This window comes from Streptomyces sp. NPDC091292, from assembly GCF_044757265.1.
Taxonomy (GTDB): Bacteria; Actinomycetota; Actinomycetes; order Streptomycetales; family Streptomycetaceae; genus Streptomyces.
In genome coordinates, this window is the sequence record NZ_JBIVUQ010000008.1 from 205644 (window position 1) to 231307 (window position 25664).

General features: G+C 71.8%; 23 protein-coding genes and 5 tRNA genes. 9 read left to right on the top strand and 19 right to left on the bottom strand.

The features are described from left to right. Window positions 1-26: 26 nt before the first annotated feature. Window positions 27-848: an aminotransferase class IV gene (locus ACIQNU_RS23140; RefSeq protein ID WP_401369460.1), complete on the bottom strand. Its 822-nt coding sequence runs from the start codon at window positions 846-848 to the stop codon at window positions 27-29. Next, a complete protein-coding gene (locus ACIQNU_RS23145) occupies window positions 845-1906 on the bottom strand; it encodes a chorismate-binding protein (RefSeq protein ID WP_401369920.1) in 1062 nt (353 codons plus the stop codon). Before ACIQNU_RS23145 ends, ACIQNU_RS23140 begins: the two co-directional genes overlap by 4 nt. A gap of 163 nt (window positions 1907-2069) precedes the next feature. Between ACIQNU_RS23145 and ACIQNU_RS23150 the strand changes: the two genes are divergently transcribed. From ACIQNU_RS23150 to ACIQNU_RS23170, 5 genes are all read left to right on the top strand, one after another. Next, a tRNA-Gly gene (locus ACIQNU_RS23150) sits at window positions 2070-2142 on the top strand. 36 nt (window positions 2143-2178) lie between these two features. Next, window positions 2179-2252: transfer RNA gene (locus ACIQNU_RS23155), tRNA-Cys, on the top strand. A gap of 1 nt (window position 2253) precedes the next feature. After that, window positions 2254-2325, top strand: a tRNA-Val gene (locus tag ACIQNU_RS23160). 22 nt (window positions 2326-2347) lie between these two features. Then, window positions 2348-2419 (top strand) — tRNA-Val (locus tag ACIQNU_RS23165). A gap of 38 nt (window positions 2420-2457) precedes the next feature. After that, a tRNA-Val gene (locus tag ACIQNU_RS23170) sits at window positions 2458-2532 on the top strand. Between the two features lie 82 nt (window positions 2533-2614). Here the strand turns inward: ACIQNU_RS23170 and ACIQNU_RS23175 are convergent. From ACIQNU_RS23175 to ACIQNU_RS23190, 4 genes are all read right to left on the bottom strand, one after another. After that, window positions 2615-2905, bottom strand: coding sequence for a zf-TFIIB domain-containing protein (locus ACIQNU_RS23175; RefSeq protein WP_389896105.1), 291 nt, complete (start codon window positions 2903-2905; stop codon window positions 2615-2617). Window positions 2906-2974: 69 nt separating this feature from the next. Further along, complete coding sequence (locus tag ACIQNU_RS23180; RefSeq protein WP_401369463.1) at window positions 2975-4090, bottom strand: phosphotransferase; 1116 nt, start codon at window positions 4088-4090, stop codon at window positions 2975-2977. A 168-nt stretch (window positions 4091-4258) separates the two neighbouring features. After that, complete coding sequence (locus ACIQNU_RS23185) at window positions 4259-4465, bottom strand: hypothetical protein (protein WP_389896107.1); 207 nt, start codon at window positions 4463-4465, stop codon at window positions 4259-4261. A 344-nt stretch (window positions 4466-4809) separates the two neighbouring features. Further along, complete coding sequence (locus ACIQNU_RS23190; RefSeq protein WP_401369465.1) at window positions 4810-5052, bottom strand: hypothetical protein; 243 nt, start codon at window positions 5050-5052, stop codon at window positions 4810-4812. A gap of 196 nt (window positions 5053-5248) precedes the next feature. Between ACIQNU_RS23190 and ACIQNU_RS23195 the strand changes: the two genes are divergently transcribed. Next, window positions 5249-6559 (top strand): serine/threonine-protein kinase, encoded by a 1311-nt coding sequence (locus ACIQNU_RS23195; RefSeq protein ID WP_401369922.1) that lies wholly within the window; start codon window positions 5249-5251, stop codon window positions 6557-6559. A 14-nt stretch (window positions 6560-6573) separates the two neighbouring features. On the opposite strand, the gene ACIQNU_RS23200 is transcribed toward ACIQNU_RS23195, so the two are convergent. The 10 genes from ACIQNU_RS23200 to ACIQNU_RS23245 all read right to left on the bottom strand — a co-directional run bounded on the left by ACIQNU_RS23200 (window position 6574) and on the right by ACIQNU_RS23245 (window position 20350). Further along, window positions 6574-8028: a condensation domain-containing protein gene (locus tag ACIQNU_RS23200; RefSeq protein WP_401369468.1), complete on the bottom strand. Its 1455-nt coding sequence runs from the start codon at window positions 8026-8028 to the stop codon at window positions 6574-6576. A gap of 101 nt (window positions 8029-8129) precedes the next feature. Continuing rightward, complete coding sequence (locus tag ACIQNU_RS23205) at window positions 8130-8948, bottom strand: TrmH family RNA methyltransferase (protein WP_401369470.1); 819 nt, start codon at window positions 8946-8948, stop codon at window positions 8130-8132. 54 nt (window positions 8949-9002) lie between these two features. After that, window positions 9003-10274, bottom strand: a complete 1272-nt coding sequence (gene cobA / locus ACIQNU_RS23210; RefSeq protein ID WP_401369473.1) for a uroporphyrinogen-III C-methyltransferase — start codon at window positions 10272-10274, stop codon at window positions 9003-9005. Between the two features lie 202 nt (window positions 10275-10476). Beyond that, window positions 10477-14202 (bottom strand): nicotinate-nucleotide--dimethylbenzimidazole phosphoribosyltransferase, encoded by a 3726-nt coding sequence (gene cobT / locus ACIQNU_RS23215; RefSeq protein ID WP_401369476.1) that lies wholly within the window; start codon window positions 14200-14202, stop codon window positions 10477-10479. Window positions 14203-14575: 373 nt separating this feature from the next. Then, entirely contained in the window at window positions 14576-15787 is a 1212-nt protein-coding gene (gene cbiE, locus ACIQNU_RS23220; protein ID WP_401369479.1) for a precorrin-6y C5,15-methyltransferase (decarboxylating) subunit CbiE, read from the bottom strand. 190 nt (window positions 15788-15977) lie between these two features. Beyond that, window positions 15978-16616 (bottom strand): GNAT family N-acetyltransferase, encoded by a 639-nt coding sequence (locus ACIQNU_RS23225; protein ID WP_401369481.1) that lies wholly within the window; start codon window positions 16614-16616, stop codon window positions 15978-15980. 128 nt (window positions 16617-16744) lie between these two features. Then, window positions 16745-17608 (bottom strand): MetQ/NlpA family ABC transporter substrate-binding protein, encoded by an 864-nt coding sequence (locus ACIQNU_RS23230; RefSeq protein WP_401369484.1) that lies wholly within the window; start codon window positions 17606-17608, stop codon window positions 16745-16747. Between the two features lie 2 nt (window positions 17609-17610). Next, window positions 17611-18453, bottom strand: a complete 843-nt coding sequence (locus tag ACIQNU_RS23235) for a MetQ/NlpA family ABC transporter substrate-binding protein (RefSeq protein ID WP_401369925.1) — start codon at window positions 18451-18453, stop codon at window positions 17611-17613. A 92-nt stretch (window positions 18454-18545) separates the two neighbouring features. Continuing rightward, window positions 18546-19322 (bottom strand): methionine ABC transporter permease, encoded by a 777-nt coding sequence (locus ACIQNU_RS23240; protein WP_401369486.1) that lies wholly within the window; start codon window positions 19320-19322, stop codon window positions 18546-18548. After that, window positions 19319-20350: a methionine ABC transporter ATP-binding protein gene (locus tag ACIQNU_RS23245; RefSeq protein ID WP_401369488.1), complete on the bottom strand. Its 1032-nt coding sequence runs from the start codon at window positions 20348-20350 to the stop codon at window positions 19319-19321. Before ACIQNU_RS23245 ends, ACIQNU_RS23240 begins: the two co-directional genes overlap by 4 nt. Before the next feature lie 591 nt (window positions 20351-20941). On the opposite strand from ACIQNU_RS23245, the gene ACIQNU_RS23250 reads away from it, so the two are divergent. Then, on the top strand, window positions 20942-21301 hold the full coding sequence (locus tag ACIQNU_RS23250) for a hypothetical protein (protein ID WP_401369489.1): 360 nt from the start codon (window positions 20942-20944) through the stop codon (window positions 21299-21301). A 1-nt stretch (window position 21302) separates the two neighbouring features. Beyond that, a complete protein-coding gene (locus tag ACIQNU_RS23255) occupies window positions 21303-21731 on the top strand; it encodes a hypothetical protein (RefSeq protein ID WP_401369491.1) in 429 nt (142 codons plus the stop codon). 19 nt (window positions 21732-21750) lie between these two features. Here the strand turns inward: ACIQNU_RS23255 and ACIQNU_RS23260 are convergent, their stop codons facing one another. The 3 genes from ACIQNU_RS23260 to ACIQNU_RS23270 form a co-directional block, all read right to left on the bottom strand. After that, window positions 21751-22254 carry a GNAT family N-acetyltransferase gene (locus ACIQNU_RS23260; protein ID WP_401369494.1) on the bottom strand — a complete coding sequence of 168 codons (504 nt, stop codon included), beginning with the start codon at window positions 22252-22254 and terminating at the stop codon, window positions 21751-21753. A gap of 37 nt (window positions 22255-22291) precedes the next feature. Then, a complete protein-coding gene (locus tag ACIQNU_RS23265) occupies window positions 22292-22792 on the bottom strand; it encodes a sigma-70 family RNA polymerase sigma factor (protein ID WP_401369927.1) in 501 nt (166 codons plus the stop codon). Window positions 22793-22947: 155 nt separating this feature from the next. Then, window positions 22948-24111, bottom strand: coding sequence for a glycerophosphodiester phosphodiesterase (locus ACIQNU_RS23270; protein WP_401369497.1), 1164 nt, complete (start codon window positions 24109-24111; stop codon window positions 22948-22950). Between the two features lie 409 nt (window positions 24112-24520). Between ACIQNU_RS23270 and ACIQNU_RS23275 the strand changes: the two genes are divergently transcribed. Continuing rightward, the gene (locus ACIQNU_RS23275) at window positions 24521-25192 is read left to right on the top strand and encodes a lysophospholipid acyltransferase family protein (RefSeq protein WP_401369499.1); all 672 of its coding nucleotides are present in this window, start codon (window positions 24521-24523) and stop codon (window positions 25190-25192) included. The last annotated feature ends 472 nt before the right edge of the window (window positions 25193-25664 follow it).

Here is a 25664-nt window from a genome sequence, read left to right on the forward strand (position 1 = left end):
TTTACGCGCCCCCCGCGCGCGGTACGTCACGGATCGAGGTCGTTCCCCGCGCGCTCGTCGAAGATCCGCATCGCCTTGGCCGTCACCGGGCCCGGCGCGCCCGGGAGTTCACGGCCGTCGACCCGGTGCACGCCCTGCACGTCGCGGAGCGTGGACGTGAGGAAGACCTCGTCGGCCCGCTCCAGGACGTCCAGCGGCAGATCGGTCTCCTTGGCGCCCGTCCAGGCCACGGTCAGCGCGCGCGTGATGCCCGCGAGGCAGCCGGACGCGACGGGCGGGGTGTGGATCTCGCCGTCGATGACGACGAACACATTCGATCCGGTGCCCTCGCAGAGCCGGTCGGCGGTGTTCCCGAACAGCGCCTCGGACGCGCCCTGTTCACGGGCGCGCGCGAGCGCGACGACGTTCTCGGCGTACGAGGTCGTCTTGAGCCCGGCGAGCGCACCCCGTTCGTTACGGGTCCACGGGACGGTGATCACGGCCGTCGCGTCGGGGCGCCGATGAGCCTCGCCGAGCGCGACGACGAGCGTCGGACCGTGCTCGCCGCGGTCGGAGCCGAGCGGCGACTCGCCGCCGGTGTAGGTGATCCGCAGCCGGCCGAGCGGCATCGGCTGGGCGTCGACGACGGCCGCGCACGCCCGGCGCACCTCGTCCAGGTCGGGCTCCGGCAGCCCGAGGCCGCGCGCCGAACGGGCGAGCCGGTCGAGGTGCCGGGTGAGGGCGAACGGCCGTCCGTCGACCGTCTTCACGGTCTCGAAGATGCCGTCGCCCACGGTCAGTCCGTGATCGAAGACGGAGACGCGGGCGGAAGCGGCGTCCCGGAGCCCTCCGTCGAGCCATATCTTCACGAAAGGGTCCCTCCGCTCTCCGCGCACAAGCCGTTCGCCGTGTACGCGCCGTTCTCCGTGTAGGTCCCCGACGCTACCGCCAGCAGCCGGGACGCCTTCAGCTCGGTCTCCCGCCACTCGCGCTCGGGGTCCGAGCCCCAGGTGATGCCCGCACCCGTACCGAAACGGAGGAGGCCCGCGGCGCGGTCGATCCAGAAGGTGCGGATACCGACGGCGAGGGCAGCCGTGCCACGGTCCGCGTCGACCCAGCCGATGCCCCCGCAGTACGGGCCACGGGGAGCGGTCTCCAGGGCGTCGATGATCCGCAGCGCACTGGACTTGGGGGCGCCGGTGACGGAGCCGGGCGGAAAGGCCGCCGCGAACAGGTCGGGCCAGCCGGCGCCGTCGGGCAGTTCGCCCCGGACCGTCGAGACGAGATGGACGAGCCCCGGGTGCTTCTCCACGACGCACAGGTCGGGCACGGTCACCGAACCGGTCGCGCAGACCCGTCCGAGGTCGTTGCGGACGAGGTCCACGATCATCACGTTCTCGGCGTGGTCCTTCTCCAGGAGGTCCGCCTCGGTGCGTCCGGTGCCCTTGATCGGCCCGGACTCGATGGTCCTGCCGGTGCGGCGCAGGAAGAGTTCGGGCGACGCGGTGGCGATCTCCACGCCGTGCTCCGGCAGCCGGATCGTTCCCGCGTACGGCGCCGGATTGCCGCGCGCGAGCAGCGCGGTCAGGGCGTCGACGTCGGCGTCCGGGGCGACCGGCGCGGACAGCACCCGGCAGAGGTTGGCCTGGTACACCTCGCCCGCCGCTATGTGCTCCCGTATCCGCCGCACTCCGGCCGTGTACGCGGCGCGGTCGAGCGACGACGTCCAGTCGCCGACGGCGGGTCCACGCCACGCGCCGGGCACAGGAGCGGGCACCGGCACCTCGCTGACCTGGGCGAACCGTGCACAGACCAGCCGCCCGTCGAAGTCCGCCGACACCGCCCAGAAGCCATGGGAATCCAGTGCGGCGGGGTCGCTGGTGACATCGCGGAGGCCGGTGGCGAGGAGGCCACCGAAGCGGGCCATCGGAACGGGGTGGTGCACGGCTGCCAGTCTAGAGCGGTGACCTGCGGGTGCCCGGGGGCGGTCGCAGGGCAGCACGCTGCGTAAACGCGTTTTTGTGCTGGCCCCGGAATCCGCTAGAGTTCAACACGTCGCCGGGCCCGCGCGAGCGGACCCGAAACGACAGGCGGACGTAGCTCAGTTGGTAGAGCGCAACCTTGCCAAGGTTGAGGTCGCGAGTTCGAACCTCGTCGTCCGCTCAGGAAGTGGGGATCCTCCCGGACCTCACGACTCCTGGTGGAGTGGCCGAGAGGCGAGGCAACGGCCTGCAAAGCCGTCTACACGGGTTCAAATCCCGTCTCCACCTCCAAGGACGATTAGCTCAGCGGGAGAGCGCTTCCCTGACACGGAAGAGGTCACTGGTTCAATCCCAGTATCGTCCACTGGACCCCGCGAGGGGTTCCCGCGCGATTAGCTCAGCGGGAGAGCGCTTCCCTGACACGGAAGAGGTCACTGGTTCAATCCCAGTATCGCGCACGCACACGCAGGAACCGCAGGTCATCGACTTGCGCCTTGCGCGATTAGCTCAGCGGGAGAGCGCTTCCCTGACACGGAAGAGGTCACTGGTTCAATCCCAGTATCGCGCACCAGCCGAAAGCCCCCGGTCGTCCCAGACGGCCGGGGGCTTCGTCGTGCCTCTGCGGTCAGGCTCCCGCGCTCAGACTCCTGCGCTCAGGAGGAGAAGAGCATGCGGCCGAAGCTCTTCTGACGGTGGTGACCGTAGTGGCCCCCGTGCGAGCCGTGGCCGCCGTGCTGGGCGCCCCAGGCGGGCGCGGGCGCCGACGGATACGCCTGCGGTGCGGCCGGCGGCGGGGCGGGCTGCGACCACTGGGTCTCCAGCCGGGTCAGGGCCTCCAACTCGCCGTAGTCGAGAAATATCCCCCGGCAGCCACTGCACTGTTCGATCTGGACACCGTTGCGGTTGTACGTGTGCATCGGCGCATGACACTTGGGACACTGCATCGTCCGCTCAACTCCCACCCAGTTGGTACGACTTCGCCGGAACCCTTCCCGGATCCGGTTGTCCGCACCCTACTTCGTGGTCGGCCGGGCCAACTCCACCGGGACCGTGGCCATACGGACACACGTATCAATGACCGCCTGTTCGATCTCGTCCAGCGCGCGGCCCTCCGTCACCGCCCTGACCACGGCGAGCGCACCGGTCTGCACCGTCAGGGCGCGCGCCGCCACATCCAGCGCGGGCCACGGGTCGCCCTCGCCGATCCCCGGCACGGCCGGGCCGCCCTCCTGTTGGTACGCGGTGAGGAAGCGGTTCCATTCCTCGGGCGCCAGCAGTCCGCAGGCGTGCCAGGCGGCCGGGCGGGCGAGGTCCCACGCCGGGTCGCCGAGCCCGAGGTCGTCGATGTCGATGAGCAGCCAGGGACCACCGCCCGCCCGGCCGCGCAGCAGTTGGCCCAGGTGCAGATCGCCGTGGCACAGGATCCGCGACGGCGGCATCGGCGCCTCGTCGCGCGCCCACGCCGGCAGCGTCGACCAGGCCCGCTCCAGCGGAGCGGCGGCCGGATGCGGGCCCGCCGCCCGGAGCCGGTTGAGCGCGCGGGCGGCCTTGGCGGGCCCCCGCATGGGCGGCAAGGGGCGTACCGGGGTGCGGTGTTGACGGGTGCCGGGTGGGGCGGCGTGCGCGAGGGCGGCCGTGTCGGTGCGGTGCAGCCGGGCGAGGAGGGTGCCCGCCTCGGCCCAGGGCGCGTCCTCGGGTGCCGTCGGGTCGACGGGGGCGCCGTACGGCCAGAGGGTGACGAGCCTGCCGTGCAGGTCGACCGGGTCGGGCCGCAGTGGTGGGAGCAGGATGCCGGTGAGCGAGGGATGGGCGGCGACGGCGGTGCGCAGGGCGAGCAGCCCGGGGTCGGTGCCGGGGGCGTGGGCCTTGGCGACCGTGTCGCCGTGACGGACCACGGTCGCGTCGTCACGGTCGGCCAGGACGGTGTCCCCCGTCCCGCAACCGCACCCCGTTCGCCCACGATCACCGCCGCGATCATCCCTGCGGTCATCCCTGCCGTCATCCCTGCGACGGACGTCGTCCTCGCGATGGACAGCGCCGCGCACCTTGGCCTGGAGCGCGCGCAGCACCTCTGCGGCCACCGGTTCCCCTCCCCCGCGGTCATGCCCCGCGCGGATGCGGCCGGGCATGCCGTGAGCGTACGCAACCGGGTCCGGACGCCCGTGTCCAGGAAAAGCAATGCCCGCGCAGCTCCCCAGCTGCGCGGGCATTTGTGCCGTCCGCCGCACCCCCGTCCCCACGGGGTTTCATGGCCGGATGTCCCCGCCCGGACCGCTCTTCCGGGCCTGGGGCGCCGCTCAGCGCCCCAGCATCACGCCCACGGACGACGCTTGTGTGACCACTGCGTCCCAGCCGCCGAAGACGACTACGAGCAGGGCCGCCAGAGGAAGGACCATGGCCGTCGCCACCAAGGGGTGACGCTGACCGGACCGGCGTGTACCGAACGCGGCGTACGCCTTGCGTCCCTGGGTGCGGATCAGTGCCCGCGGTGCCGTGTCCGCCATGATCCCTCTCCTGATCAAGTCATTCCGAAGCTCTTCCCGGGGGCTCACGCACCCGGTCCGCAGCTCTTCTGTTTGGCAGCGACGGGTGCCTGACCTCGGGGGACGAGTACCGCACCCGCCGCTTGACAACAAATCTAGGTGCGCGGGCCGCCTGGGTCGTCATGCCCTCGTACCGATTGGCGGGCCTCCCGGAGGATGACCGATCACTTGCCGCCTACTCCCCTGGGTGGAGACGCCGATGAGGGTCTCGGGGTCTTCCCGGAGGGGACGGCGCGAGGCCGCCCACTCCGGGCTCCACGCTCCTGGGCCCCGCGCTCCTGGGCCGACCGTTATGAGGCCGACCGCTACGAGGCCGGCCTCTCCGAACCGTCCTCCCTGGGGACGGGCTGCTCGACCAGGGCCAGCACCCGGGTCGCCATGAAACGTGCCGTCCGCACCACCGTCCCGTTGCGCGTGACTTCGCTCACTTCGACCACTCCCCTGCGCACCGCCGTCTCCACCCGGCGGCCCGCACGACTGGCCACCACCTCATAGGTACGTGTCGTGTCCCCGGCGTCCACGACTATCTCCACCCGGTCACCCTTCACAGGTCCAATCCCCCTTCTGCGACGGACGGTTGGGAAACGCGGCCCCGGTGACGAGGCTCGTCCCCGCTCGACCTGACCATCCTTCAAGTTTCCCACCCGGCACTGACAATCGATCCGTGTGCGAGGGCGCGGCCTCTGCGCGCACCCGGCCCGCGGTACGTAAGCTGTGGCTCGTCAAACGGACCGGGCAGCGGGGATGAACATGGCGATGATGCGCCTGAGGCGCGAGGACCCGCGTGTCGTCGGCTCGTTCAGGCTTCACCGGCGGCTCGGCGCGGGCGGGATGGGCGTCGTCTATCTGGGGTCCGACCGCCGTGGCCAGCGGGTCGCGCTGAAGGTGATCCGGCCGGACCTGGCGGAGGATCAGGAGTTCCGGTCGCGCTTCGCACGCGAGGTGTCGGCGGCACGGCGGATCCGCGGCGGCTGCACCGCGCGGCTGGTCGCGGCGGACCTGGAGGCCGACCGGCCCTGGTTCGCCACGCAGTACGTGCCGGGCCCGTCGCTGCACGACAAGGTCGCCGACGAGGGCCCGCTGACGGCCGCCGACGTGGCCTCGGTCGGCGCGGCCCTGTCCGAGGGACTGGTCGCGGTCCATGAGGCCGGGGTCGTCCACCGGGACCTCAAGCCGTCGAACATCCTGCTGTCCCCGAAGGGCCCGCGGATCATCGACTTCGGTATCGCCTGGGCGACCGGCGCCAGCACGCTCACGCATGTGGGCACGGCGGTCGGCTCCCCCGGCTTCCTCGCGCCCGAGCAGGTGCGCGGCGCGCCCGTGACCCCGGCGACGGACGTGTTCTCGCTGGGCGCCACGCTGGCGTACGCGGCGACCGCCGACTCGCCTTTCGGGCACGGCGGTTCCGAGGTGATGCTGTACCGCGTCGTGCACGAGGAACCACAACTGGGGGCCGTCCCGGACGCGCTCGCCCCGCTCGTAAGGGCGTGCCTCGCGAAGGATCCCGAGGAGCGGCCGAGCACCCTGCAACTGTCGCTGCGGCTCAAGGAGATCGCCGCGCGCGAGGCACAGGGCCTGACGGACACCCGCCCGCCCCCGGCCCGCGGCGAGCCCGACCGTCCGACGGGTCGGCTCGCCGAGGAGTACGCGGAGCAGCGCACCCAGCGGCGTACCCAGGGCGGTACGCCCCCGCCGCGCACCGGACCCTCGCGGCCCCACCCGTCGTCACCCTCGTCGGCATCGTCGGCGTCCTCATCGTCGTCGGCGTCGCGGTCGAACACGCGACCGCCCGCGCCGCGCTCCACCCGGTCCGGCGGCCGTCCCGCGCCGCGCAGTGGCGCCGGGCGCCCGGGGCCGCGTACCACCGGCACCGGGCTGCGCCCCGCCAACCCGAGGCTGCTGCGGCAGCGGCTCATCGTCTTCGTCGTGGTGACGCTGCTCGTGGCCCTGGGCATCGCGGCGGCGCAGGGCTGCCAGGGTCCCGCGCGCGGGCTCGGGGACGTACGGGACGTCCTCAAGTCGCAGCAGACAGCGGCCCCCGCACCGCTGGAGTAGCGCGGGACCGGGCGTCAGAACTCTCCGGTGTCCGCCATGGTCGTCATCGTCGCGGACAGGGTCCGTACGAACGCGGCCTTGGTGTGCCGGGCCTGCGGGGTTTCGACGTACAGGGAGTTGACGTACAGACCGGTGTCGTTGCGGTGGAACCAGAAGCAGATGCCGTTGGTGCTGGACGCCCAGATGTGTTTTCTCGCCTTCAGGGCCGTGTGGTGTTCCGCTCCCGGGGCCTTGCGGAAGTCGAGGTACGAGAAGAAGTTCACGGCGTACGGCCAGGACCGCAGCGACGCGTACTCCGGGGCGAGCAGGTGCCACACCTTGACGAACGGGACGCCGATGTTGCTCAGCATCTCGGTGGACGCGGCCCGCACCCGGCCGATGACCTCGGTGAAGTCGTCGCCCGCGACGGAGAACTCGATGGGCAGGGTGTTCACGAACCAGCCCATGGCGTGGGCGTAGGAGCCCCGGCCGCGCTCACTGACCGGCATCAGCCCCCGGTACACGTCCGGCCCGCCCTCCTTCCTCAGGGCGACGGCGACGGCCGCGAGCACGCCCATGTACGGCCTCCCGCCGGCCGCCAGACAGCGGGCCTCCAGCGCGTCGACGGCTGCGGCGGACAGGAGCGCGTCGGTCTCGTTGAGCGTCGGGTACATCCGGCCCGGCTCGACGCCCAGGTCGAGGGGGAACGGCGGGAAGAAGCCGCCGTTGTGCGCCATGAACGTCTTCCAGTACCCGAGGCGGCTGTCGTCCGCGTCGATCGACCGGCCCAGGAGGCGCTGTTCCTGGCCGAAGGTGAGATAGCTGCCGGTCTCGGGGAACTCCGCCGCGCGGTCCCGGGAGCACGCCTCGTACGCGGTGGCGATGTCGTGCACGGCGATCGGTGTCGACATGCCGTCCGACACGAGGTGGTCGAAGGCGAGGTACACCGTCGTGGACGTGTCCCTGATCACCGCGCCCATCACGAACAGCGGCCAGGACAGCGTGTCGATGCGCTCGAAGGACTCGGACAGATACGTCCGGATCTTCTCGGGGCAGTCGACGTGTCCGAGGTCGAACGGTTCGAGGGTGACCTCGTCCGGGCCCAGCGGCTCGCAGGTGAGATCCCCGGCGAGCTGCCGGAACTCGCACCGCAGCACCTCGTGACGGCGGACGAAGTGGTGCAGCGCGGCGTCCAGGGCCGGCCGGTCGAGCGGGCCGTCGATCTCGAAGCTGGCGGCGACGTAGGAAGAGATCGGGTCACCGGCGGTGCGGCCGTCCTGGGCCGTAGTGAAATGTTTCTCCTGGTTGTACGAGGCGATTTTGCGCCGTTGCGCGGGGACGGGGGCCGGTACGGATGCCGGTGCCGCTGTCGGGGCGGCGGGTCCGGGCGTGGGCGTGGGGTCGGCGGCGCGGGTTCTCGTGGACCGCAGCCGCCATTCCACGACCTGCCCGGGTGCGACATCCAGTTCTGCGATGGGGGCCTGAAGCACCGATGAACGCCCTTTCCGTAGTTGCGTCCAGGTTCCTCGGCCCAACGAGCCAACCGGCGGCGCGGCAACGGGTGGGGGTCAGAAGCGCACTACGACAGGCCCTAGAGCTGGGGTCGTCCCGTCGCCACCGCGTAGAAGGCGACGGCCGCCGCCGCGCCCACGTTGAGGGAGTCGACGCCGTGGGCCATCGGGATGCGGACCCATTCGTCGGCGGCCACCAGGGCCTGGGTGGAAAGCCCTTCACCCTCGGCGCCGAGCATCAGGGCCACCCTCTCCATCCGGTGCGGCGCCGCCTCGTCGAGGGTCGCGGCCTTCTCGTCGGGGGTCAGCGCGAGCAGGTTGAAGCCCGCGCCGCGCACCGACTCCAGCCCCTTGGGCCAGGACTCCAGACGCGCGTAGGGGACGGAGAAGACGGCGCCCATGGAGACCTTCACCGATCTGCGGTAGAGCGGGTCGGCGCAGTCCGGTGACAGGAGGACGGCGTCCATGCCGAGTGCGGCGGCGCTGCGGAAGATGGCGCCGATGTTGGTGTGGTCGTTGACGGCCTCCATCACGACGACACGGCGCATGGTGCGGAGCAGGTCGTCGGCGGTCGGCAGGGGTTTGCGCTGCATGGACGCGAGGGCGCCCCGGTGGACGTGGTAGCCGGTGACCCGCTCGGCGAGTTCGGGGCTGACCGCGTAGACGGGTGCGGGGAGTTCGTCGATGACGTCGCGCATGACGTCGACCCACTTGGACGACAGGAGCATCGACCGCATCTCGTAGCCGGCGTCCTTGGCGCGGCGGATGACCTTCTCGCCCTCGGCGATGAACAGGCCCTCGGCGGGCTCGCGTTTGCGCCGCAGCTCCACATCGGTCAGCCCCGTGTAGTCACGCAGGCGCGGGTCGTCGGGATCCTCGACGGTGATGAGATCGGCCACAGAGTGATACTGCCTTGTCCTGGGTGTGGTGCCAACGGCTGGACGGGGATCGTGTTACTCGTGGTTACGTGAGGTGTCTCTCGGGGCGCCCGGGACGCCCGGTCCGACCCTGACGACCTCGCCGATGACGATCACGGCGGGCGGCCGTACCTCATCGGCGACGACGGTGTCCGCGACGGTCGCCAGGGTGGCGTCGACCCGGCGCTGGGCGGCGGTGGTGCCCTCCTGGACCAGGGCCACCGGTGTGTCGGCGGGCCTGCCGTGGGCGATGAGCGTCTCGGCGATCCGGCCGATCTTGTCGACGCCCATCAGGACGACGAGGGTGCCGCGCAGCCGGGCGAGCGCGGGCCAGTCGACCAGGGAGCGCTCGTCGTCGGGTGCCACATGGCCGCTGACCACCGTGAACTCATGGGCGACCCCGCGATGCGTGACGGGGATGCCGGCGGCGCCCGGCACCGAGATCGCGCTGGAGATGCCGGGCACGACGGTGTACGGAATCCCGGCCGCGACGAGCGCCTCGGCCTCCTCCATGCCCCGGCCGAAGACGAACGGGTCGCCGCCCTTGAGCCGCACCACGGACCGGCCCGCCCTGGCGTGCTCGACGAGCGCGTTGTTGATGGCCTCCTGCGCCATGTACCGGCCGTACGGGATCTTCGCGGCGTCGATGACCTCGACGTGCGGCGGGAGTTCGGCGAGCAGGTCGCGGGGGCCGAGCCGGTCGGCGATGACGACGTCGGCCTCGGCGAGCAGCCGGCGGCCACGGACCGTGATCAGGTCGGGATCGCCGGGGCCGCCGCCGACGAGGGCGACCGACGCGGTGCGGGTGCGGTGGTGCGGGGCGACGAGGGTGCCGTCGCGCAGGCCCTCGACCACGGCGTCCCGCACGGCGGCGGTATGGCGCGGGTCGCGGCCCTGGGCGTCCGTGGTCAGGACGGCGACCGTGACACCCTCGCTGTGTCCGGTCGCCGGGGTCCAGGCGGTGGCCGCGTCGGCGTCGTCGGAGCGTACGCACCAGACGCGGTGGGCCTCGGCCTCGGCGGACGCGCGGACGTTCGCCGCGCGGTCGCTGGTGGCGATCAGGGCGTACCAGGCGCCGGCGAGGTCGCCGTCCTCGTACGCCCTGCGCAGCCAGGTGATCTCGCCCGCGTCCGCCATCGCCTCGACGGACGGGGTGACCGCCGGGGAGACGAGGACGAGGTCGGCGCCCGCCGCGATCAGTGCCGGGAGGCGGCGCTGGGCGACCTGGCCGCCGCCGAGGACGACGACACGGCGGCCGGTGAGGCGGAGCCCTACGGGGTAGGGCGGGTGCGGGGCGTTCGCTGGCATGGCGGTGCGGCTCCTCGTACGGCCCGCTGCGGCGCGGGAGCGGGGGTGACGTGCGGTGGGTGCGTGGCGGCGGCGCGGGGGCATGTCGTCGCGGCGGGCAGTGGCAGTGGGTCGTGGCGGTGGGTCCACGATACGGCGCCGCCCCGCGCCGGTCGTGGCGTGAGGCGGCCCGCCGCGCCGCCGTGCCCGGCGGCGGCCGTGGCTACTTCTCGGTGACTCCGGCCGAGTCGAAGGTCGCCACCTCGTGCATCGCGCGGGCCGCGCTCTGCACCAGCGGCAGGGCGAGCAGGGCGCCGGTGCCCTCGCCGAGCCGGAGGTCGAGGTCGACCAGGGGGCGCAGGCCGAGCTTGCCCAGCGCGGCGACATGGCCGGGCTCGGCGCTGCGGTGGCCCGCGATGCACGCGGCGAGCGCCTCGGGCGCGATGGCGCGGGCGACCAGGGCCGCCGCACCGGCGCTGACCCCGTCGAGCACGACGGGCGTCCGCAGGGACGCGCCGCCCAGCAACAGGCCGACGATGGCGGCGTGTTCGAGGCCGCCGATCGCCGCGAGCACCCCGATCGGGTCGGCGGGGTCGGGCTGGTGCAGCTCCAGCGCGCGCCGTACGACCTCGGTCTTGCGGGCCAGCGTCTCGTCGTTGATGCCGGTGCCCCGGCCGGTGACCTCGGACGGTTCGGCGCCCGTGTAGACGGCGATGAGAGCGGCGGACGCGGTGGTGTTGGCGATGCCCATCTCGCCGGTGAGCAGCGCCTTGTTGCCCGCCGCCACCAGATCGCGGGCGGTCTCGATGCCGACCTCGATGGCGGCCTTGACCTCGTCGCGGGTGAGCGCGGGCCCGGTGGTCATGTCGGCCGTACCGGCCCTGATCTTGCGCGGCAGGAGCCCCGGGGTCGCGGGCAGGTCCGAGGCGACGCCCACGTCGATGACGCAGACCTCGGCGCCGACCTGGTGCGCGAACGCGTTGCAGACCGCGCCGCCGCCGAGGAAGTTGGCGACCATCTGGCCGGTGACCTCCTGCGGCCAGGGCGTGACGCCCTGGGCGTGCACCCCGTGGTCGCCCGCGAAGATCGCGACGGCCGCGGGCTCCGGAATCGGCGGCGGGCACATCCGGGACAGGCCGCTGAGCTGCGCGGAGATGATCTCCAGCATGCCGAGCGCGCCGGCCGGCTTGGTCATCCGCTTCTGCCGCTCCCACGCCTCGCCGAGCGCCTTGGCGTCCAGCGGCCGGATGCCGGCGACGGTCTCGGCGAGCAGGTCGTGGGGCTCCTCACCGGGCAGCAGCCGGCGGCCGTACGTCTCCTCGTGGACGACCCAGGACAGCGGGCGGCGCTTGGACCAGCCCGCCTGCGACAGCTCGGGCTCCTCCGGGAACTCGTCGACGTATCCGACGCACAGGTACGCCACGACCTCCAGGTGTTCCGGCAGGTCGAGGGCGCGGACCATCTCGCGCTCGTCGAAGAAGCTGACCCAGCCGACGCCCAGGCCCTCGGCGCGGGCGGCGAGCCACAGGTTCTCGACCGCGAGCGCCGAGGAGTACGGCGCCATCTGCGGCTGGGTGTGACGGCCGAGGGTGTGCCGGCCGCCGCGTGTGGGGTCGGCGGTGACGACGATGTTCACCGGGGTGTCGAGGATGGCCTCGATCTTGAGTTCCTTGAACTGCTTCGCGCGGCCCTTGGGCAGGGACTTGGCGTACGCGTCACGCTGGCGCATCGCGAGTTCGTGCATCGCCTGCCGGGTGTCGGCGGAGCGGATGACGACGAAGTCCCAGGGCTGCGAGTGCCCGACGGACGGCGCGGTGTGGGCGGCCTCCAGGACCCGCAGCAGCACGTCGTGCGGGATCGGATCGGGGCGGAAGCCGTTGCGGATGTCACGGCGTTCCCGCATGACGCGCAGGACGGCTTCGCGTTCGGCGTCGTCGTAGCCGGGTGCGGGGGCTCCCCGCGCGGGGGCCGGGCGGGGCGCGTCGGAGGCACCGTCGTCGTCGGCGGTACGGGTGTCCATGGTGTCCGGGGACTGCGCGGCCAGGGGTTCGGGCGCGTCGTCCTGGTCCGCCGGTTCCGGGAGCGGGGCTTCGCCGGTACGGGGGGCGGGGAAGGGTACGTCGGCCGGGGGGCCGGTGTGGGAGGCGTCCGGGGCGTCGGTGCCGTCGGTGCCGTCGGTGGCCTCGGCGCCGTTCGGCGCTTCGGGGGTGCCGAGGTCCGTCGGGGCGTCCGGGGCGAGGGCGGTGAGGGGCGTGAGGGGCCCGGGGGCGTCGGGTGCCCCAGGCTCCTCACGGACGCCGGAAGCCTCGGACGCGTCGGGTGCGTCGGCTGCGTGGGGTACATCAGGTCCGTCGGGTGCCATGAAGGGCGTGTCCGGTACGGCCTCTTGCGCCTCGGGGGCGGATTCGGCCGGGGCTTCGGGCACCGTGTTCGACACGACGGACACCGGCCCGGGTACGGGCTGCGCGCCAGCGGCTTCCTCGGTCACCGCTGCTTCCGCGACCGGCGCCTCGGCAACCGGCTCCCCGGAAATCGGCTCCTCGGGGACCAACTCCCCTTGCGGACCCGCTTCCGGACCGTCCTCGGCGACCGGCTCCGAAGCCTCGGGCGCCGCGACGGCGGCGGGCGGCATCGCGACCGGCAGGCCGCCCCCGTTCTCGTCACCGGCCACCGGCACCACGCGCAGCGCGTGCGGAGGAGTGGGCGCCAGATGGGGTGGGGTCGGGACGGTGCCGTCGACCGGCACGAACTGGCCGATGGTCCCGGAACCGGATGCGTCGGCGGGCCGGGTGAAGTCGACACCGGAGGACGCGGCGAGGTGGACGTCGGCCTCGGTGACCGGCACCTGCTGAGGTCCCTGAAGCCGCTGCGTACCGTCGCCGGGCACCACCCCGTTCACCGGTGCCGCGTGCTCGCCCAGTGGTCCGGCGTCCATGGTCTGCGTGGCGTTCGCCATCTCCGGAGCGGGCGGGAAGGCCGTCGCGGGAGGGGTGGCGGAGGCGGGCGCGGGGGCGGCTTCGGGTACGAAGTCCGGAACGACCGTTTCTGCCGGTGTGCCGCCGGGGCCGCCCGATGTTCCGTTGCCAGATGTTCCGTTCGGGGGCAGCGGCGACCAGGGCGCGCCGCCCTGGACCGGGATCTCGCCGAGCTGCGGTCCGGGCAGCGGGGCCGCGTCGCGCGGGATGTCCAGGTACTCGGGGCCGGTGGTCGGGGGGCTCTGGTGGCGGACCTTGACGGCGCTGCGGCGGCTCCCGGCGGGTCCCCGGTCGGACAGGGAGCGCACGGGGCTCGCGGCGGCGTCGGGCAGGGGCGGGCCGAGGTGGAGCGGACGGCGGGCCGGGCCGGACTGGGGTGCGGAGGCGGAGACCTCACCGAGGTCGACGGATCCGCTGTCCGGTCCGGCCGACCCCTGCGCCACGGGCACGGGAACGGGGACGGGCTCGTGCGGGGCCTGATCCGAGGCCGGGGCCGGGGTCTCGGCGGGGTCGACCGTGACCGGGGTGTCCACGGCGGCGGCCGGGTCGGCAAGGGGAGCCGGTTCGGCGCCGGGAATCTGCTCCGGCTGTGGCGGCTGGGGCGCGAACTGCGGGTTCGCGTACTGCTCCGGGTCGAACGGATCCGTTTCGAACGGGTCGGGCTCCAGCGACGTCGGGATCGACGGCACCACCGTCGTATGCGTCACCGGCGGGTACGCCACGGCACCGTCCGGTACGCCGGGCATGCCCGCGCCCCCGGTGGACGGGCCGTCGCTCCAGGCGCCCTGGGCGCCCGGCATCAGCAGGAGGTCGTCGTCTTCGGCGGGAGGCTCGGCGGGGTCGAGGTAGGTGTAGGCACCCGGCGCCTGGACGCCCGACTGCCCTGCTCCCAGGTCCTGGACGGACCCGGCAGCGACCCCCTCGCCGGCACTCTCCGGCAGTCCCTCGCCCGGGATCTGGCCGGTGTCGGTCATGCGTACCCCTCGCCCATCGGTAGTGCTTCTTCGACCGTCCCCGGCCTTGCCGGGGTGGCCCGCCTGCCCGGGGCGGCGCACCGACCGCCCTCCTTCAAGAACGAGCGGGCACGCCACGCGGCACGAACGGTCCGTCGGCAACGGCGCCCCTGCCGGCAGTCCGGCCTCAGCCATTGTCCCGGTTCGCCCCCGCCCCGGCACCTGGTTCCGGCACGGTCCACTGTGGACTGCGCCACGTCGCGCGTCCTCCGGTCCGCTGTATCACACACCACCCAAAACGGGCGGGTTTTCCGGACATTGGGCCACGAAGCCCTGGGTGGTCCGGCGCGGTACAACGATCGGCCAGCCTACCTCGCGCCCCGCCGGGCGAGGATCACGGGGCGCGGTCGGGGAGGCGTCCGCAGAGCAGGAAGGCGACGGTGCGTTCCTTCTCGGACCAGGCCCGGGTGTCCAGTTCGACGGACTGGAGAAGCGCGCACTCCACCTCATAACCGTGTTCGGTCAGGCCCCTGCCGACGAGTTCGGCGGCGTCGCGTGTCGCGGCGTGCGTGACGATACGGGCGGGGCGCCGGTCGGCGACCGCGGAGACCACGTCCGCTCCCCCGCCCCCGACGCGTACGACATCGGGTTCGGGCAGGTCTTCGAGGATGTGCGGGGCGGTGCCGTGCACGATCTGGAGCTGGACGCCGAAGCGGCGGGCGGTCGCGGTGGTGCGGGCGCAGGCGTCGGGGTCGCTGTCGACGGCGATGACGGCGGCGCCGAAGCGGGCCGCCTCGGTGGCGAAGGCGCCGCTGGCGGAGCCGATGTCCCAGACGAGGTCGCCCACGCGGGGCCCGGTGCGGGCGAGTTGGGCGGCGCGCAGCAGGTCGTTCTCGCCCTCGTGCGGCGCGGTGCCGTAGGTGGCGGCGGGCAGGGCCCAGCCCCGGGGTGCCGTCACGGGTTCGCGCCCCGCGATCCAGGCGGACTCGGGTCCCGCGGTGGGGGTGCCGCCGATGACGATGACGACGTTGGGGTCGCGCCAGGCGTGGTCGGCGGCCTTGTCCGAGGTGACGACGGTGACGCGTTCGCGGGTGGTGCCCAGCTCCTCGCAGATGACGAAGGTGCGGTGGACGCCTTCGAGGAGGAGGCCGAGTTCGGCGGGTCCGGCGCCGGGTGAGGTGAGGACGGCGACCTTGGTGTGGGCGCGGCACACGTTCACGGCGCGGCGCAGCGTACGGCGATGGGCGACGACCACTTCGGCGTCCTCCCAGGCCATTCCGGCGCGCGCGAACGCCTGTGCGACGGAGGACACGGCGGGGACGACCTCGACCTCAAGCCCGAATTCGGGGCCGTGCAGGGTGCGGACGACGCCGAAGAAGCCGGGGTCGCCGTCGGCGAGTACGACGGCGGTGCCGCGGTGGCCGGCGATACGGCGGGCGGCGAGGGCGACGCTGCCGAGCCGGATGCGTTCGGCAGCGGGCGGGATCTCGGGGAGTGCGAGGTGGTGGGCGGCTCCGGCGACCAGGGTCGCGGCGCTCAGCGCGGAGCGTGCCGCGTCGGTGAGGGGCGAGCCGTCCCAGCCGATCACCGTGACCCGGTCGGCCATCGTCGTCAGTCTCCAGGGTCTCGGGTCGTCCGCTGTCCCGGTCGGGTTCGTCCGGGTGTGTCCGGCTGTCCGGGTGTCCGGCAGGTGGTGGGGGGCGTATGGGCACCTGAGGGTACCGGGCGCGGCTGTGGTGGGTCGCAGGCGCCCTGGGCCGGGGGCGGGTGTCCTGGTGGCGGGGCCGGGCGGGTGCTCAGTTCCAGTCGGCGTAGGCGGTGAAGCCGTCGGCGTCGGCGAAGTGGTCCGGGACGCCGTCGAGGTCCTCGGGCAGCAGGCTCCACACGATGAGATCGGTACGGGTCGGGGCCCAGCCGCCGTCGTCGGTTCTGGCTCGCGCTATCCAGGCGTTGCGCAGGACGCCTTCGCTGATGCAGCCGATGCGCTGGGCGACCTGCTGGGACGCGGTGTTCGCGGCGGCGGTCCGCAGTTCGAGGCGTTCGAACTTCTGGTCGTGGAAGAGCCAGTGGGCGACCGCGAGCGAGCCCTCGGAGGCGTAGCCCTCGCCGCGTGCCCAGGGGGCGACGACGTACGAGAGTTCGGTGGCGCGGATCTGCCAGTCGGTGTTGCGCAGGTGCACGATGCCGACGAGGCGCTGGGTGAGGAACTCGCTGACGGCGAAGACGATGCCGTGGCCCCCGGTGCGTTCGGCGGGCGCCAGTTCGTCGACCCAGGCGCGGGCGTCGGCCTCGGCGTAGGGCTGGGGCACGGAGGTCCACATGGTGACGAGTTCGTCGTTCATCATCTCGGTGAGGGCCGGGACGTCCGCTTCCTCGAACGGGCGCAGCACCAACCGCTCCGTGCTGATGGAGATGTCGGGGAAGGTGGTAGTCATGGCGCCGCTCCGTAACCCTCAGGAACCTTCAGGTCTCTGCTGAATGCTCCAGCATGCAGCATCCGGGCGCCGGATCGCACCACGGGGTCCGGCACCGAGTGGTGACGGACCCCGTGCGGGTGGCGGGTTCAGCCGCCAGTGACGGGCAGTACGGAGCCCTGGTAGGTGTCGCGGATGAAGCGTGCGACCTCGGGCGAAGTGAGCAGCGCGGCCAGCTTCTTGACCCGTGGGTCGTCCTCGTTGCCGTGTTTGACGGCGAGGACGTTGTTGTACGGGTTGTCCTGGACGGATTCCAGGAGGATGGCGTCCTTCTTGGGGCTGAGGCCCGCGTCGAGCGCGTAGTTGTTGTTCACGACGGCGGCGTCCACGTCGTCGAGGGAGCGCGGCAGTTGGGCCGGGTCCAGCTCCTTGATGACGAGTTCCTTCGGGTTGGACGTGATGTCGGCGGGGCTCGCGTCCGGTCCGGCGTCCTTCCTCAGCCCGATGACGCCCTCGCCTGCGAGGAGTTGGAGGGCGCGGCCCTCGTTGGTGGTGTCGTTGGGGACGGCCACCGTGGCTCCGTCGCGCAGCTCGCCGATGTCGCCGGTCTTCTTGGAGTACACGCCCATGGGCGGCAGGTACACCTCGGTGACCGGTGTCAGCTCCGTGCCCTTGGACTTGTTGAAGTCGTCCAGGTACGGCTTGTGCTGGTACAGGTTGGCGTCGAGTGAGCCTTCCTGGAGCGCGGTGTTCGGCAGGACGTAGTCCGTGAACTCCTTGATCTCCAGGTCGAGTCCGGCCTTCTTCGCGAGGTGGTCCTTGACGTAGGCGAGGACTTCTCCGGCCGGGACGGCGGTGGCGCCGACGACGAGCGTGCCGCCGTCACCACCGCCGTCCGACGAACCGGAGTCCGAACCGGAGCCCGAGTCGAAGCCGCAGGCGGTGAGGCCCAGGGCCAGGGCGGTGCCGGTCGCGAGCAGGGTCAGCGTCCGTGAGCGCTTGACGGCGCGCATGGCTAGAAGGCCGGTACGACGGCGCCGTCGTACTTGTCCTCGATGAACTTCTTGACCTCGGGCGAGGTGAGGAGCTTGGCGAGCTTCTTCACGCGCGGGTCGTCCTCGTTGCCCTTCTTGACGGCGAGGAAGTTGCCGTACGGGTTGTTCTGGGCGCTCTCGGCGGCGATGGCGTCCTTGGCGGGGCTGAGCTTGGCCTCGATGGCGTAGTTGCCGTTGATCACGGCGGCGTCGACGTCCTGGAGGGAGCGCGGCACGATGGCGGCCTCCAACTCCTTGAACTGGAGGTTCTTCGGGTTGTCGACGATGTCCTTGGGGGTCGCCTCGAAGCCGACGCCGTCCTTGAGCTTGATGAGGCCGTTGTCGGCGAGCAGCTTCAGGGCGCGGGCCTCGTTGGTGGTGTCGTTCGGCAGGGCGATGCTCGCGCCGTCCTTGAGGTCCGTGAGCTTCTTGACGTTCTTGGAGTAGACGCCGAGCGGCTCCAGGTGGACCGTCGAGCCGGGCACGGCCACGATGTCGGTGCCGTTCTTCTTGTTGAAGTCGTCCAGGTAGGGCTTGTGCTGGAAGTAGTTCGCGCCGATCTCGCCCTGCTGGACGGCGGTGTTCGGCGTGACGTAGTCGGTGAACTCCTTGACCTCCAGCTTGAGGCCCTCCTTCTTCGCCAGGTTGTCCTTGACGTAGGTGAGGATCTCGCCCTGCGGGGTGGGGGTCGCGGCGACGGTCAGTACCGCGTCGGAGTCGGCGCCGGCGCCGGCCGGCGACTTCTCGGAGCCGCAGGCGGACAGGCCCAGGGTGAGGGCTCCGGCGGCGAGGACAGCGGTGGTGATCTTGGTGGTGTTACGCACGAAAAGTGCCTTTCTCATGGGTGGTGCCTGCCCCGCGCGGATGGTGCGGGGCGAGTTCGGGGGGGTGGTGGAGTGGGGCCCTGAGGGGGTGCTCAGCGGACCTTCACGGGGTCGGGTTCGGCGACCACGTCGCTCGGGGTCAGGGCGGGCGGGGTCTTCCCCGGTGCCGCGCCGCGCAGCAGCCGCAGCCGGGGCGCGGGCCCGGAGTGGCCGCCGCGCCGGTGCAATCTGCGGGCCGTGTGGTCGCCGGCGAACTGGATGACGGAGATGACGACGGCGAGGATGCCCACCGTGATCCACATCAGTCCGGACTCGAAGCGCTGGTAGCCGTAGCGGATGGCGATGTCGCCGAGTCCACCCGCGCCGACGGTGCCGGTGATCGCCGAGTAGCCGATGAGGGCGACGACCGTGGTGGTGGCGCCGGAGATCAGCGACGGCAGCGACTCGGGGATCAGGACGCTGCGGACGACCTTCCAGGTGCTGCCGCCCATCGCCTGCACGGCCTCGACCAGGCCGCCGTCCACCTCGCGTACGGAGGTCTCCACGAGGCGGGCGTAGAACGGGATGGCGCCGATCGCGAGCGGCACGATGGCGGCCGTGCGTCCGATGGTGGTGCCGGTGATCAGCCGTGTGAAGCTCATCAGGGCGACCATCAGGATGATGAACGGCATCGAGCGGGCGATGTTCACTACCTGCCCGATGACCTTGTTCACCACCGCGTTCTGGAGCATCCCGCCGCGGTCCGTGAGGACGAGCAGGATGCCGAGCGGCAGCCCGGCGGCGACGGCGATCAGCGTCGACCAGCCGACCATGTACAGGGTGTCCCAACACGCCTGTTCAAGCAGCGGCTGCATCTCCGACCAGGTCACTTGGCACCTTCCTTCACCGTGGCGTGCTGTCCGACGACCTCGATCTGGAGGCCCTGCTCACGCAGGAAGCCGACCGGTACGACGTTGTCCTCGTACCGTCCGGGCAGTTCGATGCGCATCCGGCCGACCTGCTTGCCGCCGACGGTGTCCATCGCGGCGCCGAGGATCGAGATGTCGATGTTGTAGGTGCGGGAGAGCTGCGAGATGACGGGCCGGGTCGCCGCCTCGCCGTGGAAGGTGACGTCCACGACCGTGCGGTCATCGCCGGTGGCGTCGCCGCTGACCGGGAAGAGCGCTTCGGCGAGCTGGGAGCCGGGCGTGGCCAGGAGTTCCCCGACGGTGCCGGACTCCACGATGCGGCCGTGTTCCATGAGGGCGGCGGAGTCGCAGACCGTCTTGACGACGTCCATCTCGTGGGTGATGAGCAGGACGGTCAGCCCCAGTTGCCGGTTGAGGTCGCGCAGCAGGTGCAGGATCGAGCGGGTGGTCTCGGGGTCGAGGGCGCTGGTGGCCTCGTCGGAGAGCAGCACCTTGGGGTCGCCGGCCAGGGCGCGGGCGATACCGACGCGCTGCTTCTGCCCGCCGGAGAGCTGCGCCGGGTAGGCCCCTGCCTGGTCGGCGAGTCCGACGAGGTCGAGCAGTTCCAGCGCCTTGCGGGAACGTTCCTTCCCTGAGACGCCAAGGATTTCGAGGGGCAGTTCGACATTGGCGCGGACGGTGCGTGAGGACAGCAGGTTGAAGTGCTGGAAGACCATGCCGATACGGCTGCGGGCCTCGCGGAGTTCGCGGCCCGCGCGGGGGCCGCGCCCGGCGAGGGCGGTGAGGTCCCGGCCGTCCACGGTCACGGTGCCGGAGGTGGGGCGTTCCAGGAGGTTGACGCAGCGGATGAGCGAGGACTTGCCGGCGCCGCTCTGGCCGATGACGCCGTACACCTCGCCTTCGCGTACCTGGAGGTCGACGCCGTCCAGGGCGGTGACCTCGCGGTCACGCGAGCGGTAGACCTTGGTGAGGCCCTGAGTGGTGATCACTGGGTTTCCGTCACTGTCGAGTGCGCGGCGCTCTGTGGGGCACCGGGCACGGGGCATTCGTGTGGGGGCATTCGCGTGGGGGGCGCGACACGGTTCCCGCGGGGCGGGTGGACCGGAGGGGAGCCGTGCGCTCGGGGCGGACCTGTCAGCCCCGCCGGACCTCGGGGGTCCGGTCAGGGGGCGTACGGTCCGGGGCACAGCTCAGCGGTCTCGCTTCGGGGCGCGAGGCCGGCTGCGGTACGGGGGCCCTCAGAAGGCGCACATTCGACACATACAGCGAGCACCGGGCGTCATCATCGCCTCGGTCGCAAGGGTGCGGCTGCTCGTCGTGGTCATGCGGGCAAGTAAAGCAGACGTGAGGACGACACCCGGCATCGCTGTCCGTATGGCGGACACACGTGGACAGGTACGGGACGCCGTCGCCGGACCGCACTCCACCGCCCCTGACCAGCACAGACACAGGGAAGGCTCACTTCCGCCTCGCTCCGTCCTCCGGCTCCGGTGGATCAGGCGTGTGGTCAACGCCACGGCGGGGGCGGCGGTCCCGGGGCCGGGGACTTCGGTCCGAATGGCCCGTAATAGGGTCGCCGCATGCTTGATGCCCTGACGATCGCGACCGCCGTGGCCGCGCTCGTGCTCGCCGCGTGGTGCGGCTTCGCCGCCTACCGGGACCAGCCGACCAAGGACTGGCACTTCATCGGGATGGCCGTGGTCTCGCTGTTCGCCGCGGTGCAGTTGGTCGTGGGCATCGTCCAGTTGGCGCGCGGCGAGCAGCCGGAGCAGGGCACGACGATCTTCGTGGCGTATCTGCTGGGCGCCTTCGCGTGCGTACCGGCGGCCGGGTTCATGTCGCTCGGGGAGCGCACCCGGTGGGGCTCGGTGACGGTCGCGGCCGGCGGAGTCGTCCTCGCCGTCCTCGAAGTACGGCTCTACGACATCTGGGGAGGCTGAGATGACGGTCGAGCAGGAGAACGGACAGGGCGCGCGGCGGAAGCTGATCTCCGGTCCCGGCACGCTACTGGTGTGGCTGTACGGCGTGATGGTCGTCGGCGCGGTGTCGCGGTCCGTCGTACAGATCGCGACGGAGTTCGACCACGCGCCGCTGGCGTACTCGCTGTCGGCGGCGGCCGGTGTGGTCTACGGCTTCATCACGTACTCGCTGGTGCGGGGCGGCGAACGGGCGAGGAAGGCGGCGCTGGTGTGCTGCGCCGCCGAACTCGTGGGCGTCCTGACCGTGGGCACCTGGACCCTCGCGGATCCCTCGGCCTTCCCGGACGCGACGGTCTGGTCGGACTACGGGATGGGGTACTTGTTCATCCCGGTGCTCCTCCCGGTCACGGCGATGTTCTGGCTCCGCACCGCCCGCCCCGCCACCCCGTAGCCACCTGCTGAGCCACCCTCTAGGCGCTGGCGGCGAACGCCGGTGCCTCGATCGTCTTCGACAGGGTCACCAGGGTCAGCCGCTCGTCGACCTGCTCCGAACCGACCGGCGCGTACCCGTGCTTGCGGTAGAGGCGCAGATTGTGGTCGCTACGGTGCCCGGAGAAGAGCTGGTACCGCTTGACGGTGCCGATGGACCCCAGCCGCTCCTCGATCGCGGCGAGCAGCCGTCCGCCGAGACCGTGCCGCTGCATCCGCGGGTGCACGATGAGCTTGTTGATGTGTGCGGTGCCGTCCGCGCCGAGGGTGCCGCGGACCGAGGCGACCACCTCGTCGCCGAGCCGCGCGACCAGCACACTGCCACCGCTCAACTCCGCCCGAATGGAGTCGAGCGGCTGGGTGAGCGGTTCGATCGAATAGTCCCCGTACAGCTCTGCCTCGCGCTGGTAGCAGAGATATTGCAGTTTGAGGATCTGTTCGGCGTCCTGCTCGGTCGCCGCAGAGATGGTCACGCTCATGCCCATGTGTGCATGCCTCCCGCTCACCTGCTCCACCGGTTGTCTAACGCTCCTTTCCCCGTCGTTCAGGAGCTGCAACCTCCGCCGTGAGCATTCTGCGCAGACATCCCAGGCATCGGGAACGTTCCGGCCCCAGACTGCCCTGTGACATACCCAACTCTCCTGCGATTTCCCGGTAGGTGAGGTCCTTGGGAGACAGAAATGCAGCCACCAGACCGGGGCAGCGGCCGGGCAGTCTCCGTACGGCGGCGTACAGGGCACGGGTCCGGTCGGCCGTCAGGGCGCGCTGCTCGGGGCCCGAGCGGGTGTCGGCGGGCTCGGACGTGTAGGGCCGTTCGTGGCGGGCGGGGCGGCGCAGCCGGCGGGCCTCGGAGCGGACGGCGTGCCGGAGCCAGCCGGGCGGGTCGGTGGGCGGCCCGTCGTCGGCGAGGCGTTCCAGGAGGCGCAGCCATACGGCCTGTTCGAGATCGCCCGGTTCGGTGCCGGAGGCGTGGGCCTCGGCGGACGCCTCGGCGGCGAGCAGCGGGCGCAGGGCGCCGACCAGGGCGTACGGGTCGTCAGTGGCCGTCTGTGCGGGGGTGGATGCGGGCGTCCGTGTGGGCGTCGATGCGGGCGTCGGTGTCATGTCGGGCGGGACGCCGACGCCCCGGCAGGAGGTTGCCGGGGCGTCGGTGCTCCACCCCCATCGGGGGTGTGCGGTCAGCGGTTGACGAAGTCGGCGCGGGCGAGGAGCGCCGTGTCGCCGTTGTCCGAGAAGATGCCGTCGATGCCGGTGGCGAAGTACGCCTGGAAGGCGCCGAAGGCGTCGCCGTAGGCGTTGGGGTCGGTGCCCTTGCGGAAGTCGGCGGGCAGGAAGCTGTTCTCGTTGCGCAGGGTGTACGGGTGCAGGATCAGCCCGGCCTTGTGCGCGTCCCGTACCAGCGTGGTCGGCTGCGTGAGCTTGCCGCTCGCGTCCTTCGGGATGATCAGGTCGAGCGTGGGGCCGAGGCCCTTGGCGTAGGTGGCGATCCACTTCAGGCCCTCGGGCTTGACGAGGTCGTCGGTGGTGCGGGGGTCGCCGGAGACAACAAAATCCCAGGGCTTGCTGCCCGCGCCGGACAGCAGGACCACGCCCGGCGCGTCCACCAGACGGGCCAGCCGCTCGATGCTGCTGGGCTCGAAGGACTGGAGGAAGTTGGGCGCGGTGCGGCGCTGGCGGCCGTACTTGCGCAGCAGCTTCGCGAGGGGCTCCTCCAGGCCGAGGCCGAGGCCGCGGAAGTAGGTGGGGTGCTTGGTCTCGATGTGCAGCCATACCGGCTTGCCCCGCTTGCGGCCCTCACGGTCGGCCCACTGGAGGACCTCCTCCATGGTGGGCACCTCCCAGCGGCCGTCGTAGAGGGTGTTGTGCTGACGGGTGCCGGGGATCCGCTCCTTGGCGCGCAGCGTCTTCAGCTCGGCGAGCGTGAAGTCCTCCGTGAACCAGCCGGTGAGCTTCACTCCGTCGACCGTCTTGGTCGTCTTGCGCCCCGCGAACTCGGGGTGCGCCGACACATCGGTGGTGCCGGTGATGTCGTTCTCGTGACGGCACACCAGATGCCCGTCCTTGGTGGGGACGAGGTCCTGCTCGATCACGTGCACGCCCATGTCGAGGGCGAGCTGGTACGAGCCGATGGTGTGCTCGGGGCGGTAGCCGCTGGCGCCCCGGTGCCCGATGATCGTCGGCACCGGCAGGGACGGGAAGCCGCCGCCCTGGCCGTGCCGTTCGTCCGCTCTCGCCACCGCGGGCAGCCCCACGACGGCACTCGCCGCGCCGAGCGCCGCCGCGGCACCCAGCACCGAGCGCCGTGTCGCCCGCCCCTGCTCGTCCGACCCCTGCGTACCCATGAGTACTCCTCCCGAACGACTGTTCCGCCGACTGCGGTGCGATCGTAGGTGGCGGGGAGTGACCGGAGGGAGACGTGGGCCGGAACGGACGGGTGAGGTCAGGTGGCCGATCCGTGCGTATCGGCCATCCTCGCGCGGCGGGTGACGGTGCGTCGGCCGAACGGGCCCTGCGCACATCAGGACGCATGAGGGGCGACTACGCGCCAATGGCCGATCCGGCGTATCCGGTCTGCGTCATATCACGGAGGTGTCGGGGACGCGACGCCACGCAAGGCCAGGTCAACAATGCGTAACCACTCCGTGAACCCGATGTGCGAACGGACCGTGCTCGCGAGTATCGTCCTCACCTGCACAGACTTCGACAGACCGCGACTGGCGCAGCCGTCGAACCCCGACCCCGGAGGGCCCGTTGTCCCGTTTCGCGCTGATCAAGGCAGTGCTCGGACCGATCATGCGCCTGATGTTCCGGACCCGGGTGGAGGGCGCCGAGAAGATCCCCGCGACCGGTCCGGTGATTCTGGCCGGAAACCATCTGACGTTCATCGACTCGATGATCCTGCCCCTCGTGTGCGACCGGCAGGTGTTCTTCATCGGCAAGGACGAGTACGTCACCGGGAAGGGCATCAAGGGGCGGCTGATGGCCTGGTTCTTCACGGGCGTCGGCATGATCCCGGTGGACCGGGACGGTGGACGGGGCGGTGTCGCGGCCCTCATGACGGGGCGTCGCATCCTGGACGAGGGCCGGATCTTCGGCATCTACCCGGAAGGCACGCGCTCCCCCGACGGGCGGCTGTACCGGGGGCGTACGGGGATCGCGCGGCTCACCCTGATGACGGGGGCGCCGGTGGTGCCGTTCGCGATGATCGGCACGGACAAGCTCCAGCCGGGCGGCAAAGGGCTCCCGCGCCCCGGTCGGGTGGCGGTCCGCTTCGGCGAGCCGATGGAGTTCTCGCGCTACGACGGCATGGACCGCGACCGCTACGTCCTGCGCGCGGTCACCGACGAGGTCATGACGGAGGTCATGCGCCTGTCGGGCCAGGAGTACGTGGACATGTACGCAACCAAGGCGAAAGCTGCGTGAGCTTTTAGACCGGTCCACTCCCCGCCGCCCCCCATTCCGCCGAACCCGCGCCGTGGCGGCTTGTCACCATGGCGGCGGCCCACGGCTCCGCCGCGACGAGCGAACCCGCGCGATCGGGGCTGGTCGCCACGACGGGAACACGCCTCCGCCGTGAGGAATGAACCGAACCGCTTCACCCGCCCCCATTTCGCCGAACCCTCGCCGTGGTGGCTTGTCACCGTGGCGGCGGGAACACGGCTCCGCCGCGAGGACGCTCCGCCCGCCACGCACTCCGCCGAACCTGCGCCGCCATGGCTTGTCGCCGCGAGGAACCACCCGACCCGCTCCGCCCGCCACCCAATCCACCGAACCCGCGCAGTCGTTGTCACCGTGGCGGCATCCACGGTTCGCTGCGAGGAACCACTCGACTCGCTTCACCCGCCGCCATTCCGCCGAACCCGCGCCATCGGGGCTGGTCGCCGCGACGGCGGGA

Excerpts from the sequence above, each read along its gene's own strand:
- ACIQNU_RS23145 (WP_401369920.1), bottom strand. The coding sequence starts at position 1,906 with ATGGCCCGCTTCGGTGGCCTCCTCGCCACCGGCCTCCGCGATGTCACC.
- ACIQNU_RS23175 (WP_389896105.1), bottom strand. The coding sequence starts at position 2,905 with ATGCAGTGTCCCAAGTGTCATGCGCCGATGCACACGTACAACCGCAAC.
- ACIQNU_RS23180 (WP_401369463.1), bottom strand. The coding sequence starts at position 4,090 with ATGCCCGGCCGCATCCGCGCGGGGCATGACCGCGGGGGAGGGGAACCG.
- ACIQNU_RS23185 (WP_389896107.1), bottom strand. The coding sequence starts at position 4,465 with ATGGCGGACACGGCACCGCGGGCACTGATCCGCACCCAGGGACGCAAG.
- ACIQNU_RS23195 (WP_401369922.1), top strand. The coding sequence starts at position 5,249 with ATGAACATGGCGATGATGCGCCTGAGGCGCGAGGACCCGCGTGTCGTC.
- cobA (WP_401369473.1), bottom strand. The coding sequence starts at position 10,274 with ATGCCAGCGAACGCCCCGCACCCGCCCTACCCCGTAGGGCTCCGCCTC.
- cobT (WP_401369476.1), bottom strand. The coding sequence starts at position 14,202 with ATGACCGACACCGGCCAGATCCCGGGCGAGGGACTGCCGGAGAGTGCC.
- cbiE (WP_401369479.1), bottom strand. The coding sequence starts at position 15,787 with ATGGCCGACCGGGTCACGGTGATCGGCTGGGACGGCTCGCCCCTCACC.
- ACIQNU_RS23225 (WP_401369481.1), bottom strand. The coding sequence starts at position 16,616 with ATGACTACCACCTTCCCCGACATCTCCATCAGCACGGAGCGGTTGGTG.
- ACIQNU_RS23230 (WP_401369484.1), bottom strand. The coding sequence starts at position 17,608 with ATGCGCGCCGTCAAGCGCTCACGGACGCTGACCCTGCTCGCGACCGGC.
- ACIQNU_RS23250 (WP_401369489.1), top strand. The coding sequence starts at position 20,942 with ATGCTTGATGCCCTGACGATCGCGACCGCCGTGGCCGCGCTCGTGCTC.
- ACIQNU_RS23255 (WP_401369491.1), top strand. The coding sequence starts at position 21,303 with ATGACGGTCGAGCAGGAGAACGGACAGGGCGCGCGGCGGAAGCTGATC.
- ACIQNU_RS23260 (WP_401369494.1), bottom strand. The coding sequence starts at position 22,254 with ATGGGCATGAGCGTGACCATCTCTGCGGCGACCGAGCAGGACGCCGAA.
- ACIQNU_RS23270 (WP_401369497.1), bottom strand. The coding sequence starts at position 24,111 with ATGGGTACGCAGGGGTCGGACGAGCAGGGGCGGGCGACACGGCGCTCG.